The sequence below is a fragment of the Vibrio jasicida CAIM 1864 = LMG 25398 genome (assembly GCF_000400365.1).
Classification (GTDB): Bacteria; Pseudomonadota; Gammaproteobacteria; order Enterobacterales; family Vibrionaceae; genus Vibrio; species Vibrio jasicida.
On the sequence record NZ_BAOG01000039.1, the window covers coordinates 134,584 to 150,975 of the forward strand.

Genomic DNA, 16,392 nt, shown 5'->3' on the forward strand with positions numbered 1-16,392 from the left:
GAGGCTTTCTCGTTACACAGAGCCAATTTTGGTATACCGAGCCAATTCAGTAAGTCCGTTCTCGAAACAACCCGAGCAAACATGCAGCGAGGGAATCTTCACCAGCGCAATCAAAACGTTTTCTTCTGACTCAACTTAGCTATTTTCTTTGGCCAAGGATCTTCAAATGTTGCCCCTTGTTGCCATTGCTCCAATTCCGCATCCGTTAAAAAGCAGTTTTCCAGCGCATCAATAAACACATCGACTTCGTTTTCTTGACCAATCACCGTTAAGCGACAACGACGATCACCAAAGCGGCTTTCAACACTGTCTATCTTCTCTTGGAGGATTTGACGATGTTCCTCAGTGAAGTTTTGCGATTCGTCATGGATTACCGAAGCGCGCCAAAAGCCTGTGATTTCAAGCCCCACATTTCCGTTTGCTTGGCTCCAAAGCAGTGAAACATCGTCTCGAGTTGGGAACCAAAAGAACCCTTTACTGCGGAACACGCCTTTAGTTAAATACTGGTGGCAGGTATTCCACAAACGCGCAGGATGAAAAGGTCGATCATCTTTGATCACTTTGGCGACAAGGCTTTGTTCGTCTTTATCAGAGAGATTCAACGGCTCATTCACCGTCTCACGAAGTTCTGCGATTAACTGCTCAACGAGGAAGAAATTGTAGTCTTGCTCACCTTTCAACATGCGGATATCCAAGTTTCCCCATGACGTTTTGATTATCTCGGTGTAAACATTAAGCGGATGAATCGCCTGCGCGATGTTGCGAACGGTATTGTCATCCACTTTGTCCGTCTTGGTGAGCATGACACGGTTTGAGAACATGATTTGCTCTACCAACAAGTTTTCAACGCCGCGAACACCCTGCTGTACGTTCTCTTGCCACTTCGGAATTAAAGCAGAGCCTTGTCGATAGTCATCTCGCAACCAAGTCGCATCCACCAACGTAATCACGTCTTTGAGTGCGAATGGTGCGTTGTTTTTAAAATACTCAACCAAAGGCAAAGGATGACTACTGCCCGACGTTTCAATCACAATCCATTCTGGCAATTTTTCTGCGCAGAGCTTTTTAAGGGCTTTATCGAGCTGCTTTACACCACTCGGGCTGCTGATGCTGTCTCCACTGATCGTGACAAAATTGCCCTGCTCTTCACTCACCGCATCGGTATTTAAGATAAGCACGCCATCGACGTCTAACTCACTCATGTCATTCACAATAACGGAAAGATCAATACCAGAAGAATCGGCTTGTTGAAGAATGTTGCGTAAAAACGTGGTTTTCCCGGACCCGAGAAACCCATGCAAAATGGTGACTGGAATTGATGGCATACCTTTGACCTACAAACTCTGGATGAGCGCATGTTATAACATAACAACTTAGTGAGTTATAGAAGGAATCCAATTGCTGTCTTAGACGCAAAACTTAAGAATCGGTAAAGATCACAGGGGCTGATTTCTCAGAACTCGCCTTCGTTTCTCATCACGTTTCATCACCAGCAAAGGTCTAACTATTGATAAAAATAATAAGTGGTTACAAAGCGACCATTGCTTTGTTTATAAAATTGGAGAAAGATGACAATACAACGATTTATAGGAGGTGGTGTTATGACTTTAGTTCTTACCGTTCTTATTTTCCTAAGTTGTATTGCGATGCTCGCAATTGGTGTGATGTTTTCACGTAGGCCGATCAAAGGCGGAGGTTGTTGCAAAGCGTCCGATGTTGCGGATGTGGGCGCACGTAAAAGGCAGTCCCGCAAGGATACATAGAATTCCCGCACACGAGAGCCCAGACAGCGGTTTAGCCTTGGCGTAAACACTCTTCGCATGGATAAAGCACCAAGCTGCTTACGTCACCGCCTTTAGGGCGCAGGCATACTCGCCCTGCTTCTCAACCCTTTCAATACAGGCTTTTCCTTAGACGAAAAGCCTGTTTACTCTGTAATCTCTTAACATCTATGATTTTTGAAAAGCCGCTAACACCATGGGTTGCAGTGCTTTAGCCAATTTTTCATGCTGGTCTTGTTGCCAATGAATTCCTTCGTTCGGACAAGATTCCACCACGGTTCCGGCATCAAAAAATGCACATCCCAGCTCTTCCGCTCGGTTTCGATAATGAAAGCCAAACTCTTTGGACTTCTCCGCTCCGCCAATAAACATACTGCCGAAGAAACCAATCTCATACACGGGTGGCGGCGCGACTAAAAGAACTTGCGGCGCTTCCCGCTTTGCCCAGTTATCAAAGTTAAGAACCTCTTGCGCTAAGCGAGCTGCCCCACGAGAGATATCGAAAGCGGATAAACCCAAGCAGTTTTTCATGTCGTTCGTGCCGAGCATAATGATGACCAAGTCAGGCAGATGAGATTCCAAGCAAGGGCGTAAATAGCGAAGGCCATTTTTCTCACCTTCAAAAGGATCATCGTGCACAGTTGTTCGCCCTGGTTGCCCTTCCTCTATGACCTCATAACCATCCGGTAGAGACATTCGTAACAAGGATGGCCATCGCTCGTTTGGTCCGTAACGGCGGTCTTCATTCGGTACTGCGCCCCAGGTATTTGAATCGCCAAAACAAAGTATGGTCGGCATTAAACGTGTTCCTCACTAAAACTATCGCTTTGCAGTCTATCAAAAACGTTTATCGAGTCTGTGATTTAATTCGAAAGTTCATTCCCATAAACAAGCTCAATTGGCTTGCGAACTTAAGAACGATAAACACGTCAGCAGTTGAACACAAAAAGGCGAACCACTTGGCTCGCCTTTCTAGTGCTTAATAAGAAACTAACGCAGCAGCTTAGTTGATGTCTTGTACCTTCATCACCAAGTCTTCCCAATTGCGTTGGTTCTCGATGTCATGCTCTAAGCCTTGATCATCGGCAATTTGGAAACGCTTAACTGCAGGCGTCTTGCTCGTTGCTTGGTAAAGCCAGTAGGCTTCGGCTTTCAATGCTTCATCAATTGGCTTGTCGATTGACTCGTACACCATCTGTTTACATGCATTGATAGATTCAGCCGGGAACTTAGAAATTCGCTGCGCCAATGCATCAACATAAGGGCCAATTTCATCGGGTTCTAACGCTTTGTTGATGGTGCCGTACGCTTCTGCTTCATCCGCATCGAAGTCACGAGCGCTCAAGATGATCTCTAGGGCACGACCTAAACCCACCTGACGCGCCATACGAGATGCACCACCACCACAAGGCAAGATGCCCATACCCACTTCCATCTGCATGAATTTGTATTTACCGCGAGCGGCAAAACGCATATCACAGGCCAATGCAAATTCATGACCGCCACCACGGGCAAAGCCTTCTAGTTTTGCAATTGTGGCTTGTGGTAGCTTGCTGATTCTTTCAAGAACCGCTTGAAGATCGAGTAACTTCGCTTCTTCGCGAGAAACAGCCTCTGTGGACATCTCTTTAAGCAATTCGGTATCGTAATGACAAACCCAAATCTCCGGGTTGGCTGATTGGAATACAACCACTTTGACACTACGATCACGTTCTAATCGCAGTGCTAACCCATTCAAATCCGCCAACATTTCCTGCCCTTGCACGTTTACCGTACCAAAATCAAACGTGACATAAAGAATTGCGTCTTCTTGCTTTGCAGTAAACGTTTTGTAGCCTTCGTAAGCCATATCCATTTCCTTTTTCCAATAAAATCATTAGGTTGCTATTTTTCAAAGCAACGCAATTAACGTTACGCCTCTAAAAAACATCAAACAATGACGCATAAAAAGAAACAGTATCTACGAAAACTAAAAGGTGATTTCCTCAATAACGGCTAGCAACAAATCACGCAAATCTGATCTTTGCTCTCAACTGGTGAGTAAGTAACTCTGCGGTTTACTACTCGTATTATTATCAACAAAAACTTAAAACTGATTTCTTTTTCAGCCCAATTATCAATTTTGAAATCGCGCCTATACTGAATCCATACAAACGCACAACCGAGGAAATCATAATGAAAGCAGCCGTAATTCGTCAGTTTGGTAGTTCAGAAGTATTTGAAACAGCAGACGTACAAAAACCGGAAGTTAAAGCGGGCCACGTCTTAGTTAAAGTCGCTGCATCAAGTGTTAATACTGTTGACATGATGCTGCGTGAAATGGGCGAAGGTTTACCCTTCCATCCACAACTTCCGGGCATTTTAGGGATGGACTTCGCAGGTACGGTTGAAGCCGTAGGTGAAGGTGTTACCGAGTACGCGATTGGCGATGAGGTTTATGGTTGTGCGGGTGGCCTTGGAGACCTTCAAGGTTCTCTAGCGGAATACATGGTGGCAGACGCGGACCTTATCGCTCACAAACCAAGAAACCTTTCTATGCGTGAAGCGGCGGCAATCCCATTGGTTGGTATTACGGCTTATGAAGGTTTGATTCGTGCTGGTGTTCGCCAAGGCCAAAAAGTACTGGTTCATGGCGGCGCAGGTGGTGTTGGCCACATCGCACTGCAGCTTGCTCGTCACATGGGTGCTCAAGTCTTCGCAACTGGCTCTACGGGTGTGAAGAATGACCTGATTACTGAGCTTGGTGCAACCGCGATTGATTACCGTACTGAGTCAGTAGCCGATTACGTTGCTAAACACACCTCTGGTGCTGGTTTTGATGTAGTCTTCGATTCAGTTGGCGGTGCAAACCTAACTAACTCATTTGATGCAGCAAAACTCAACGGTCAAGTTGCAACAACCGTGTCTTTGCATGAGCAAGATTTAAGTACCGTTCACATGAAAGGCTTGTCATTGCACGTTGTATTTATGCTAATTCCGATGATCCACAATGTTGGTCGACGCGAACATGCCATCATCCTAAAAGAATTAGCCAAGATTGCAGAATCAGGCGCACTAAAACCGGTTCTCGATGAACACGAGTTTACCCTTGAGCAAGCTGGCGCTGCGCATGATCGTCTAGCCAGTGGTCAAGCGATTGGTAAAGTCGTCGTGAATATCTAAGTTTTGTCTTAGTGACATTAACAGCACAATTCAAAAAGACCTCCGTGATGGAGGTCTTTTTTTCAGTTATGGAGTCACGGTGTACGCAATTAACTCGACGATCTGTTCTGGCGTTGTTGCCCATGCTTGCGCTGAAGCATCAACTTCTTTAAGTGCATGGACAATGTTTTCATCATGCAAAGTGATGTAAGGCTTACCTAAAGCGGCACAGAAACCTGCATCAAAAGCCGCATTCCACTGCTTGTATTTGTCACCAAATCGAATCACGGCAAGGTCGCAAGACTTAATGGCGGTCTGAATTCGAATCGCATTTACTTTCGCTGATTTATGATCGCGCCAAAAAGGATTGTCTTCCGAGCCCAAACCATCGCCCGCTGCATCGCTGGATTCATGATGCGTGTTGGCAGAGATAAACGACACATTCAGATCTTTTGCTTCGCAGCCTTTGATGATTTGCTCACGCCAGTCGGTGTGGATCTCACCCGACAAATACACTTTTAACTTCATAATCACTCACATTGTTTTTGTTATGTGCTTGAATTTAAACCGCATGCACACGCCATTTACAAGGTTCTAAGCGCATATCTGTGAATCTGGCATTAAATGCCAAGTTAAAAACAGGCAACGGAATTTCCCGTATTACAACGATAGGTTTGCGTAGGAAGCATTAAAAGTACGAATTTTCAGCCGCTTACCAAAGCGCAAAAAACCATAAATTATTATAAAAACGAACTTTGACCTTTTTTCCGCAACATTCTGCGCAATTCGTTTCTCTTTTTGTTCATCAGTATCTAGCTTAGCCACCACTTTCACCACGATGTGAAAGAGCACAAAGGTAACAACGAGTTATCAATTAGCAGCTATTACACTAGGAAATACATGATGCAAAATAAGACAGCAGCACTTTTCGCTCTAGCAGCATTAACAGCAGCAACAACGTTCAACGTTAACGCAGCAGTAAAATACGAACCGTTTGTTGGTATTGATGCTGGCGCACGCTTAAGTGGTCAAGCTGAATCGAAATATGACGGAAAAGAAGAGCACCTAGACCTAAAATCATCAATGGTATTTGGCGTGGAAGGTGGTGTAATCCTTAACCAAGCGCATCAGTTCAGCATCGGTTACGACTACCGCGGAGTAAGTCTTGACTACAGCGACGATGACCTTGAAGTTGGCACGCTATACGCACAATACGATTACCTTGTACCTATCACGCAAAAACTGGCATGGACCATTGGTGGCAAGCTTGGCTACGAGATGTATAACTCAGATTCTGATGGTGCGGACGAGCTAAATGGCGTCGTTCTGGGCGCGCAAACAGGACTAAACTACCGCTTTAAAGCTTGGAGCGTGGGTACTGAAGTAAGCTACCTGCACCACACAAATGAGGTCGAATATTCAGAGACCTACAACGGCCAAAAACATACTTCATCATATAAGATTGGTGACGAAGTACTGCTAACAGCAAATGTGAAATACCACTTCTAATAACAACAACCTTAGTTGGCTTCTTCTCCCGGGAAACCGGGAGTTTTTTCGTTTTAAAAAGTAAATAATTACCAAACTCGGCTCAGCATTAAGTGATTTCGTTCTCGCGCTATCACATCAAGATTTTCATCGTGATAGATGAGTTGGTTCTTAGACGTACCAGAAAGAAACAGGGAGCTGTAGCTCGCCGCTTGGTAACCATCCAATACCTTAGTCGTTTGAATCGGCTCAGTCTTATAGAAAAACTCAAATTCGCCATTAAATGACTTGGTGATTTTACCTGTGACCGCAAAGAGCGCAACGCCCTCTAGACCATCTCCCTCTATGGATATCGTTGACTCTAGGTTTTCGTTATTTAAATCAACTTCTATGCGTTCTTTCCAAACACCGTTGTCCGCTGAGTATTGTTGTACGGTGGTGGTGTATCTTCCACTAAGTAGAAGCTTCTTACCACTCACGTACAACGAAACACTGTAAAGCATAGAAGCGAGTAAAAACAAACCAATCCAAGGTCTCAAACTGCGTATCATCCGAGCTCCTTAATTACCTTAGGGAGTGTCTCCACTTCAAACAGATAGTTCTCGCTACGTCGGTGCACGTTGTCGTAAACCGATAGGGTGTAAAGTCCTTCTGTTTGTGCCACAGAATAGAAACAATCACATTTGGAATGTTCAATTAAAGATTCTATCTTCAATGGTAATACCATCCCTTTTGGCTTAAGTACCCTATGGTGGTTGAGTTCCATGATCTCATAACCATCATGGCGATAAGAAACCAAATGCGTGTTGGTGACCCTAGAGAAATTGAAGAAAGACAACACTATGAGAACTAGAGAAACAGACGCCAGCAAGGCTTTCGCTAACGTAAGTGAATTGAAAGCACGACGAGTTGACGTTGATTCATTGGCTCCCGCACAGCTGCAATAGAGCATGTATCCGACACCCGCAATGGTTCGTAGCTCTACGCAATCAGAGATGGCAATGGCAAGCCTCAGCTTTTGCACCGACTTTTGCAGGGAAGAGTCCGTTACAATGGTATCCGGCCACCCTGCTTGTTTGAGCGTTTCTTTATCAAGAACTTGACTTGCATTGTCCAGAAACGCTTTAAATAAAAGACATTCGCTGTAATTTAATGAACGTTCTAAACGATCTGTTCTGACGCTCATCTTTTCGATGTCGAATACCAAATCGTCACAAGTGTACTGCTTACTCACTTTACTTTGCCCGAGAGGTCTTGCTTAAAAGGCCGAGCATTGTAGTAGAAATGGCTACCGCACATCTAGGACACAAGAACTCATCAGACCAGCTTTACTACCAATATCCGGGGGGCTTTATCAAGCTTTCACGTAAACCCGATTTCTGCCAGATTGCTTAGCTTTGTATAGCGCTTCATCCGCTTCAGCTAAAGCGATTCTTATACCATCAGCAGAATCAAAATGAGCAACACCAATACTCACGGTAATTTCTATCTTCAAATCATTAATAAGAATTGGAGTAGCAGCGACCTCCTGTCGAAGCTCCTCACAGAACAACATTGCTTCTGAGCTCTTAACACCAGGCATAAGAAGAACAAATTCCTCGCCACCAGTACGTGACAAAGTAAAATTCAAATCGGTCTTCGCCCCACACAGTAAAGCAAACTGAACCAGAACCACATCGCCAATTTCGTGGCCGTAGGTATCATTGATGGCTTTAAAGAAGTCGATATCAAAAACGGCAATAGAACCGGAAACCTCTTGCTCTTTTAACGCATAAAATCGATTTTCTAAGCCACGGCGATTCAACAAGCCAGTAAGGAAGTCTGTGTATGCTTCGTTTTGTAGATCGAAACGCTGTTTTTCAGACCGTCGATACTGATTGAAAAACTTCACGGGAGACATAATTAAAAGCAATGTAATAAACAACGTCGAGAATATAGCGGCTCTAGCCAGTAATCCCGAGTCGCTTTGTGAAATTGAGACCTGCCAGTTGGTATTAAATATTGTCACTATGCTGATATCAACATCACAATCAATATGACCTTTACTACTGATCACTTTTTCATGAAAATTACGATTATCCGGATCGAACCCAACAATCGAATAATTAGATATATTTTTATCTTCCAGAATACTTTCTAATGAATTTAGAATGGTTTCTAAATAAATAATGGAAGACGAAAAACCAATAAATCCAGATTCATTAGTAATTGCTTTACGAAGGATAAAGGCTTGCTTACCATTCTGAACAAGCTTAACCGGACCAATTACCGTATTTTTACGACAATTAATCGACTGCTCTGCTCCTAGCCTTCTGCTTTGATCTTGAAGCACATTGTGACCAATCGCTCGTTTGTTTTCTTCGTATGGGTAGACAAGCGTCACGACGCCTTGTGGCAAATAGAGCAAAGAATCAACGTTGCTATAGGAAAACAACAGAGTTCGGCTCAGTTTGTTAAACGCTTCAAGTGAGATGCTGCTGTCTTCAGAAAGCACCACGACTTCTTTCAAGACTTCAGCCGTGATTAACGCGTCATTAAAAACCTTCTTCATCTCTTTGTTTATCGTACTGATTACATTTGCAGATTCTTTTTGGTTATTAATTCGACTCAACTCAGTCGCAAGGAATTCGGTTAATATTAGTATCGACATGACTAATACTACTTTGATGCTTTTGTTCACTGTAACCTTCCCAGTTCGTGTCGTTCTCCATATCCTTTATTTGATTCTCAAAATTCCATCTATATTTCAGTTATTTCTTTTCTTATCACAATTATTATGATTACGATAATCAAGAAACAGGGATTATACGCATAATAGAATAACCGTCGATGCCCAATGAGTATCGTTAAGACAAAACTTTTTTATCAAAATTGATTAATTTTCTATCGATCGATGTCATTGATCGACACGATCGATTGTGTTGATTAAAAAGATTGATCCAAACGGTAAATTTTTGTGTGGAACGGTTCAATTCACAGACAACAAAAAAGACGGCCATCAGTACCGTCTTTTGCTCAATTGAGTATCTCGTTCGTCTTTCTACTTCCTAGATTCTTGTCCTTGTGTTCCTGCATCCTTAATCACATCAGCAACGTCTTGGGTTTCTGTGTCTACCCACTTCATAAATACTTGGTAACCCGCCGCTAAGAACGCAGCACCAATGAACATGCCAAGAATACCACCCGACATCATGCCGCCCACTGCACCAATAAGAACAATAGGCATAGGAACTTCGAGGCCGCGGCCAAGAATTAACGGCTTTAAGAAGTTATCTATTAAACTTGCAGCAAGGAGCAAAACCGTGAAGACAACATTATGAACCGTGCCGCTATCTCCTGCCCACAAAATACCGACGGCAACTAACGCGATAATGGTGACTGGCAGTTGCACAATCGCAAAGATCAACGCAATAAGCGTAAACAATGCTGCGGCAGGTACGCCGGATAACGCCACGACACCACCGAATGCCATTGCCGTTAAGAAAGCGATACCGATGATGCCCACGGCAACTTGCCGGATGGTGGCGGTGGTGAGTTGATGTAAATCTGGCCCTCTCACCTCATCCGTAAAACTAATGAAGATCTTACGTATCGACGTTGCAGCAGGTTGTGCCCAAGCGAGCATGACACCCGCAATGATAATAGCACCGATGAGCATGAATACACTTTTAGCGGCCCCCGTTGCACTATCGACAAACCAACTAAAGAAGCCTTTTATTTGAGGCTGACGCTTTTCGACAAACGTTGGCAGATCGTCTGCGGCCTCAAACCAAACGGCATGAACTTTTTCACCAACTAAAGGCCAAGTTTTGACGCTGTCTGCAGGCTTAGCGATGACCAAAGTGCCATCTCGATAAGATTCAAATGCACCGAGTGTTTTCGATGCAAAAGAATTACCCACCATGGCCGTTGGCGTGCCAAGAATCAAGACACCAATGATGGCAATTAGTGTTGCAGCACGAGCCGAGCTTAATCCAAGCTTTCTTTCAATGACGAGTTTGACTGGATAGAGCGCAATGGCAAGCACCAGCGCCCAAAGTAAGATAGGAAGAAATGGTAAAAACGCCCACCAACAGACAATAACGATCAGCGTCGTGACTGAGAATCGAATCAAAGACGTGGTAAACGCTTTGGCAAGTACTTTCTCTAAATTTTCATTTGGATTGCTCAACTGTTTTTCCCTTTGGTTTCGCGCCATATTCTTATTTATCGGTAATCCGATAATCGATGACGCGTGAATGGACCCAACACAGTATTTATCCGCACCTAATGAAAGACCGATGGCTTAGATAGCCGCGGTCTTAAAACAAGCGCTTATATAAAACCTAGTACACTTCCCCGTACATTCAACGGTTTAGTGAACAAGTTTGTGTTCAGTCACAAAGGGAAAATCAGAGTTATTGCTTATTCCGCTGCGCAAGGCACTTGGTTAAGCATTTCTGCTTCCATGATTGTGTTCGCGATAAGAGACTCGAATATCTCCAACTGCCCTGCTGGTATCAACTGGTTTTGGATTTCGCGTCGCTTATCAGAATCAAACAGGCGCTCTGCTAACCAACCAATGAGGTACATCAATGATAAACAACCTCCCGCCGTTGCAATATTACCCTCAATAACCAAAGGAACATCTCGAACGTCTCCTCCCATGCCCTTTAACATCGCTTTAGCATCTGGGTTGGTTGTGAGCTTTTTACCGTCAAGCAAGCCCAATTCATGCAAGATAAAAGAACCCGCGCAGATAGAGCCAATTAGCTGCCTGTCTGGGTTGAGCTTCATCGCGGACATGAACTCATTATTTTGAAGCGCTGCTGGTATGCCTTTCTTGCCACTCGCGATAAGCACAACGTCTTGCGTTGCAACTTCAGAGATATGACCGTCCGTCTTTACCGTCATACCGAGATGAGAAACATGCTCTGGCTTGGTCCCTAGCACTTTGACTGTCCAACTGTCTTGCGTCCTTCCTAACAGGTCATACATCAAGAAAAAGTCTACGTCTGTGAAATCATCAAACAACACAATCCCAACGGTATACATAAGCCAACCAACCTAACGAATGATAAAATGTGCGAACAGTGTAACGGCAACCTAAGCAAGTCGCGAATCATCAATTTGAAATAAATTCGCACATTCGCACCTGCTTATTAAGTCATTGCTAATTAGCACATTTTTGACATAAAAAGCGTAAATGGCATCAGTTACATTGATATCAAATCCTCATTATTGAGCGCACAATCACATCGAAAAAATCATCGAAATCAATCGATTTAATTCCTTATTAACTTTTATAAATCCGAACTACTATCAAGTAGAACCGTTGTTCAACGTATATAAGGTTAATAATAATGAGAAAGACTTTATCCACCCTAAGCATCGCGCTTGCGCTATTTTCAGGTGCATCGTTCGCTGCTGATAACTACACGCTAGATTCAAAATTCTCCTCAGTCAGCTTTGCTACCATCAAAAATCAGTTTGTTGTTGAACCCGCGACCATCGATGCCCTCAAAGGCACGCTTAACAGCGAAGGACAATTTGATGTGTCTGTCGACCTAAACAACATCGAGACAGGCATTCCAATCCGTAATACGCGACTCAACGAAATCTTCTTCGAATCGGCAAAACATGCCCCTGTGAAAGTTGTCGGAAAAGTAGATTGGTCGGCACTAGGCGAAGGCTCTCACAAGCTTAAAGTACCTGCTGAAGTGACGCTGTTTGGTAAGACCAAGTCGGTAGAATTCCCTGTTGTGGTACTCAATGCTGGCGATACTGTGATGGTTAGCTCAAGTGCGCCTGTCATTATTGGCGCGTCAGATTTTGGTATCCCAACTGAAAACTTAACAAACCTAGCAGCAACGGTTGGTGGTATTAAGATTTCAGACCGAGTTCCGCTCACTCTGAATCTCACCTTTAAAAAGTAGTTATTTAGCCCAAAGCGGCTTGATAACGCGAAACAAAGGCTTGGAGGCTCACCAAGCCTTTTTTCTTTTGGTTTACGCGCTTTGTTCCATGTGCTTTAAAGCGCCCGTTTCCCTGCTATCAATTTTGCTTGGATGTACTCAACGCCATGCTTCTTAACACATCATTCTTACTCACGAAGTGGTGTTTCAATGCCGCCGCAACGTGCAACGCCACCAGCATCGCTAATGTGGCACAACCAACTCGATGAACCATAAAGAAAAACTCATTCACTTCGGCATTAGAAATTGGGTTTGGAATGGTAAACAGCCAAAAGAATGGGTACTCGTGCTTAAGCATCAAAAAGCCACTGACAAAGACAACAAACATCACAAGATAGATGGTGCCATGAGCCAATTTAGCGATGCTTTTCTGCGTGCTAGGTATCGTGCTTGGCAACTCCGGTGTCTTTCGAAAGAATGACCAACCCCAACGTACAATTAACAACACAGATGCAATGGTCGCGAATGACATGTTGAGCGTCGACAACACATGAAACAGTTGCGGCATATCCATCACAAACAACATGCCATAACCCGCAATGGTGGCGTAGATGATGATCACCGCCATTATCCAATGTAACCATTTACTGAACGCGTCATAGTGTTGTGACGTATTGCTTTGGTGTTGGGGTGAGTCTTTTTTAGGTTTGAATGCCTTATTTTGGGCGTGCGGAATCGCTTTCTGGTGCTGACCAGAATCTAGTTTTGACATATTGTCACCACTGAATTTCAATTGGAATTTGCATGGGAATACGGCGAGCGAGAGGCGTTCCCATGATGAAGATTGAAGAAATAACGGAAGGCATGAGAGCCTTCCGTCGTTCAAGTAGATTACAAGATGAGGTGAGTACTACTTGCTTACACTGATCATGTCGTTAAAGTAGTCAACTTGCTCTGCCATGCTCAAACCTTGGTTGTTTGAACCTAGCGTCCACATGAAGAAACCACCATAACCGTTATCTTTCTGCCATTTAGCACGGTCTAGGTTGTTTTGACGCGTTTCAACAAAGTTGCCACCTGGCGCCCATTGGCTGTTGATCGTGTTACCTAAAACAATCTTCGACTTGTCTCCAATATATTCAGCATAGTTCGCCATCGCGACATCGTAGAGGAAGTTTCGACCTGCGTCATACGTCATTACGTTGAAGAAATCGAAGTCGTTCTTGGTTGCTTTCAGCAAATCGATAACTTCACCGTGGTGAGATGAACGGCCTGATGGTTCAATGTAAGAACAATTTTCGAACACACTCGCATCCATACACTCAACTGGGTCTGCACCTACGTGGTAAGTCGTCAGAGACAGCACTTTCGTATTGCCTACTTTCTCACGGATCAGTTTGATCAGAGCAGTCAGATCTTGGTTCTCTTTGTCCGTGATTCGAGCGGCTTTCTCGAAGTCGAAATCTAGACCGTCAATGTGCACATAGCCTGCTAGCTGGTATTTACTGTAATCACAGCTGCCATCAGGTTTTGATGCAAGACATTCACCTTCCATCTCTTCTGGTGTCAGATTCTTTTTGTACACAGGGAATGGAGTATGTACCAAATCAACCAATCCAGTTGCGACCGCTTCACGGCTTTGTGGCGTGCTGATCGCTGACCAAATGCTTTCGTACGTTTGACCACCAAACGCCACCATCATAGTTACGTTTTCATTGTCATGCTTAAGTGTTGACCAAGCTAGGTACTGCGTTGGCATCCAATCCGGATTGTAATCTGGTGGCGTTAGCATGCCATCGGAGATCGTAATGTTACCGCTCGCGTCCCACTTACCAAATGACAATAGGTAACCGTCACCCTCTGAATTGAACAACTGCTCGTAGTCATTCAAGCCCCAAGATGTTAGGTAACTGATAGAGCGATCTGGGTTATCGACTAAACCACCGCCGCCAGTGCTTTCTTTCACCGTAATGTTAGACGTTGCCGAAGTTTGTTCTTGGCTTGCTGTGTTTACTGCTTTGGCTGTGATCGCGTAAGCGCCCTTCTGTGCACCTAGCCATTCGTATTCGTATGGCGCTTCAGTGTCTTTGAATAGCTCATTACCATTTGCAATAAAGCTTACTGAAGTAATATCACCTTCGTAGCTCTTCGCGTCTGCTTTGATTGAAATTGCACGGCCTTCAAAGTAGCTCGAACCATCAACAGGAGAGGATAGCGAAACCACCAAGTCTTTATCGGTGATCGCTAGAGAAATTGGTGCGGCTTCTGCACTTGCCCCTTGGTCATCGTAAGCGACGACGGTTAGCGTGTATTGACCTTCGTCTTGTGCAGGAACTGTAATGGTGTAGGTATCGCCTTGTGATGGAGTGCTTGATGTTGCCACCACTTGACCATTCAACTGAACGTCAACGCGAGCAACTTCAGTATCGTCAGTCGCATCGACAATCACATCGAACGCTTGGTTTGGTGCAATTTTTTGTCCATCTTGAGGAGATTGAACATCCACCACTGGAACTGGGTTAGGATCACATTGCCCTACTTCGTCCCACGCGTCTTTCCACGCATCTGGATAATCTGGGTGGCCTGTCCCCGGTGTCCAAACTGGGTTTCCACACCAACCTGCTACGGTACATGAATAGATGTTGCCGATATTGGTAACTTCATCACCCACCTTGTATGGCACGCCATCTTCGTATTGAGGAACATCGCCACAGCTGGTGCCCGTGTCTGTCACAGTAATGGTTAGGCTCTTGCGAGTAACATGTTGTTCGTCATCTTGGGCTTCTGCGCGAAGCGTTGCTGAACCCGCTGTTTGTGCAGTCCAATCACAAGAGAAACCTTGTGTCGTTTTCGCGTCTAACTGACATACTTCAGCATCGTTAGCAAAGAATTTTACCGTCGCTAAGTCATCATCCACATCGGTGACATTGGCTGAGATCGAAATCGTGTCACCTTTTTGGTGAGAAGAGCCTGCATCTGGCGAGATAAACTCAATCACAGGAGGATTCGGCGCGGTAGATTCTGATTCAACCGTGACTTGTACCGATTGTTCAGTCAGCTTTTCGCCACTCTCGTTGAACGCCATGACAGCAATTGAAGCGGCGCCAATTTCCGCTGGTAGCCAAGCTTGTTGATACTCAGTCGTACCGTCTACTACAGGTTGCTCTGCCAGCTTGGTATTGTTGACCCAGAACTCTAGCTTGCTTGCACCTACACCCTCTACGCTCGTGATGATGTCTACATTCGAGCCAATGTAAACTACAGAGTTTTGTGCCGGTGCTAAGATATCCAATGAGAACTCTGGTGGAGGAACGACTTCACCATCGACTTTCACCACCACGGAGTCTTCAAACGCATTGAGATCCTTCAGTTCGCCGCCAAAAGAGATGGTTAACGCCGCCGACTCACCAGATGCCAACTCACTGTCTACCCAAGAGCCAGCTGGGAATTTGAGTGTTACAGCGTTAAACACGCCGTCAGCTTGTGTTGTATGAGCGATCTCCCATGATGGGTATGAAAGGTGATTTGATGCCCAACCAATGTCGTTAATTGCGACAGGCAGTACGAACTCAATCACCGCCTCACGCATGTCTGCGCTGTCTGAGCCAGTGTTTTTGATGTCTAACTTATAGGTGCTCCAGTATTCGCTTTCTGATTGTGCAACCGCATCGGTGCTGAATTCCGCCGCCATGGCTTGGGAGATCGGATTCAACAATAAACCAGAACAAAGCATTGTTAACCCTAACGTGCGATAACCAATGGAGTTTGTCTGCGTAGCACTGCTCTTTCTTAGATACATAATTAAGTCCTTAGTCTTATATTAATTATTTAGGTACTGCACAAAAGACCTGCAATTAACGGTTCAATTATTTTTTGCAAGCACACTTAATTTATAAATAAAAATAACCAAGGCAAAAATTCGTTCTTACTTCTGGGATAAATATCAAACTTTATCTTTGATCGCGAATAACCATCCCATTTTATAAAGCTAATTATTATATCAATCAGGTTTAAATTCATGTTAAAGAATAAACTTAATTAGCTTATTTTAATTTAATTCATAGTAGCTTTGTCACAATCAAAAGAAA

At 44.3% G+C, this 16,392-nt stretch carries 14 protein-coding genes; 3 read left to right on the forward strand and 11 right to left on the reverse strand.

Going from position 1 to position 16,392, the window contains the following annotated elements:
* Positions 1-110 precede the first annotated feature (110 nt).
* The 3 genes from VJL_RS11575 to VJL_RS11590 all read right to left on the reverse strand — a co-directional run bounded on the left by VJL_RS11575 (position 111) and on the right by VJL_RS11590 (position 3,630).
* Positions 111-1,325: a CobW family GTP-binding protein gene (locus VJL_RS11575; RefSeq protein WP_038878046.1), complete on the reverse strand. Its 1,215-nt coding sequence runs from the start codon at positions 1,323-1,325 to the stop codon at positions 111-113.
* A 624-nt stretch (positions 1,326-1,949) separates the two neighbouring features.
* Positions 1,950-2,579: an SGNH/GDSL hydrolase family protein gene (locus VJL_RS11585; protein WP_038878047.1), complete on the reverse strand. Its 630-nt coding sequence runs from the start codon at positions 2,577-2,579 to the stop codon at positions 1,950-1,952.
* A gap of 205 nt (positions 2,580-2,784) precedes the next feature.
* Positions 2,785-3,630: an enoyl-CoA hydratase/isomerase family protein gene (locus tag VJL_RS11590; protein ID WP_033006300.1), complete on the reverse strand. Its 846-nt coding sequence runs from the start codon at positions 3,628-3,630 to the stop codon at positions 2,785-2,787.
* 326 nt (positions 3,631-3,956) lie between these two features.
* Between VJL_RS11590 and VJL_RS11595 the strand changes: the two genes are divergently transcribed.
* Positions 3,957-4,943 (forward strand): zinc-dependent alcohol dehydrogenase family protein, encoded by a 987-nt coding sequence (locus VJL_RS11595; protein ID WP_038878048.1) that lies wholly within the window; start codon positions 3,957-3,959, stop codon positions 4,941-4,943.
* 66 nt (positions 4,944-5,009) lie between these two features.
* Here the strand turns inward: VJL_RS11595 and VJL_RS11600 are convergent, their stop codons facing one another.
* Complete coding sequence (locus tag VJL_RS11600) at positions 5,010-5,450, reverse strand: YtoQ family protein (RefSeq protein WP_038871730.1); 441 nt, start codon at positions 5,448-5,450, stop codon at positions 5,010-5,012.
* A 375-nt stretch (positions 5,451-5,825) separates the two neighbouring features.
* Between VJL_RS11600 and VJL_RS11605 the strand changes: the two genes are divergently transcribed.
* Positions 5,826-6,431 (forward strand): transcriptional regulator, encoded by a 606-nt coding sequence (locus VJL_RS11605; RefSeq protein ID WP_038878049.1) that lies wholly within the window; start codon positions 5,826-5,828, stop codon positions 6,429-6,431.
* Between the two features lie 68 nt (positions 6,432-6,499).
* Here VJL_RS11605 and VJL_RS11610 read toward each other — a convergent pair whose 3' ends face one another.
* From VJL_RS11610 to VJL_RS11630, 5 genes are all read right to left on the reverse strand, one after another.
* Positions 6,500-6,961: a hypothetical protein gene (locus VJL_RS11610; RefSeq protein WP_038878050.1), complete on the reverse strand. Its 462-nt coding sequence runs from the start codon at positions 6,959-6,961 to the stop codon at positions 6,500-6,502.
* A complete protein-coding gene (locus tag VJL_RS11615) occupies positions 6,958-7,644 on the reverse strand; it encodes a winged helix-turn-helix domain-containing protein (RefSeq protein ID WP_038878052.1) in 687 nt (228 codons plus the stop codon). The genes VJL_RS11610 and VJL_RS11615 overlap by 4 nt, the downstream gene beginning before the upstream one ends.
* 120 nt (positions 7,645-7,764) lie before the next feature.
* Positions 7,765-9,090 (reverse strand): sensor domain-containing diguanylate cyclase, encoded by a 1,326-nt coding sequence (locus tag VJL_RS11620; RefSeq protein ID WP_038878053.1) that lies wholly within the window; start codon positions 9,088-9,090, stop codon positions 7,765-7,767.
* A gap of 360 nt (positions 9,091-9,450) precedes the next feature.
* A complete protein-coding gene (locus VJL_RS11625) occupies positions 9,451-10,581 on the reverse strand; it encodes an AI-2E family transporter (RefSeq protein ID WP_038878146.1) in 1,131 nt (376 codons plus the stop codon).
* A 233-nt stretch (positions 10,582-10,814) separates the two neighbouring features.
* On the reverse strand, positions 10,815-11,444 hold the full coding sequence (locus VJL_RS11630) for a DJ-1/PfpI family protein (RefSeq protein WP_038878055.1): 630 nt from the start codon (positions 11,442-11,444) through the stop codon (positions 10,815-10,817).
* A gap of 308 nt (positions 11,445-11,752) precedes the next feature.
* On the opposite strand from VJL_RS11630, the gene VJL_RS11635 reads away from it, so the two are divergent.
* Positions 11,753-12,325, forward strand: a complete 573-nt coding sequence (locus VJL_RS11635) for a YceI family protein (RefSeq protein ID WP_038878057.1) — start codon at positions 11,753-11,755, stop codon at positions 12,323-12,325.
* A 118-nt stretch (positions 12,326-12,443) separates the two neighbouring features.
* Here the strand turns inward: VJL_RS11635 and VJL_RS11640 are convergent, their stop codons facing one another.
* Both VJL_RS11640 and VJL_RS11645 read right to left on the reverse strand, forming a co-directional pair.
* Positions 12,444-13,076, reverse strand: coding sequence for a cytochrome b (locus VJL_RS11640; protein WP_038878059.1), 633 nt, complete (start codon positions 13,074-13,076; stop codon positions 12,444-12,446).
* A gap of 138 nt (positions 13,077-13,214) precedes the next feature.
* Positions 13,215-16,103 (reverse strand): Ig-like domain-containing protein, encoded by a 2,889-nt coding sequence (locus tag VJL_RS11645; protein WP_038878061.1) that lies wholly within the window; start codon positions 16,101-16,103, stop codon positions 13,215-13,217.
* Between the last annotated feature and the right edge of the window lie 289 nt (positions 16,104-16,392).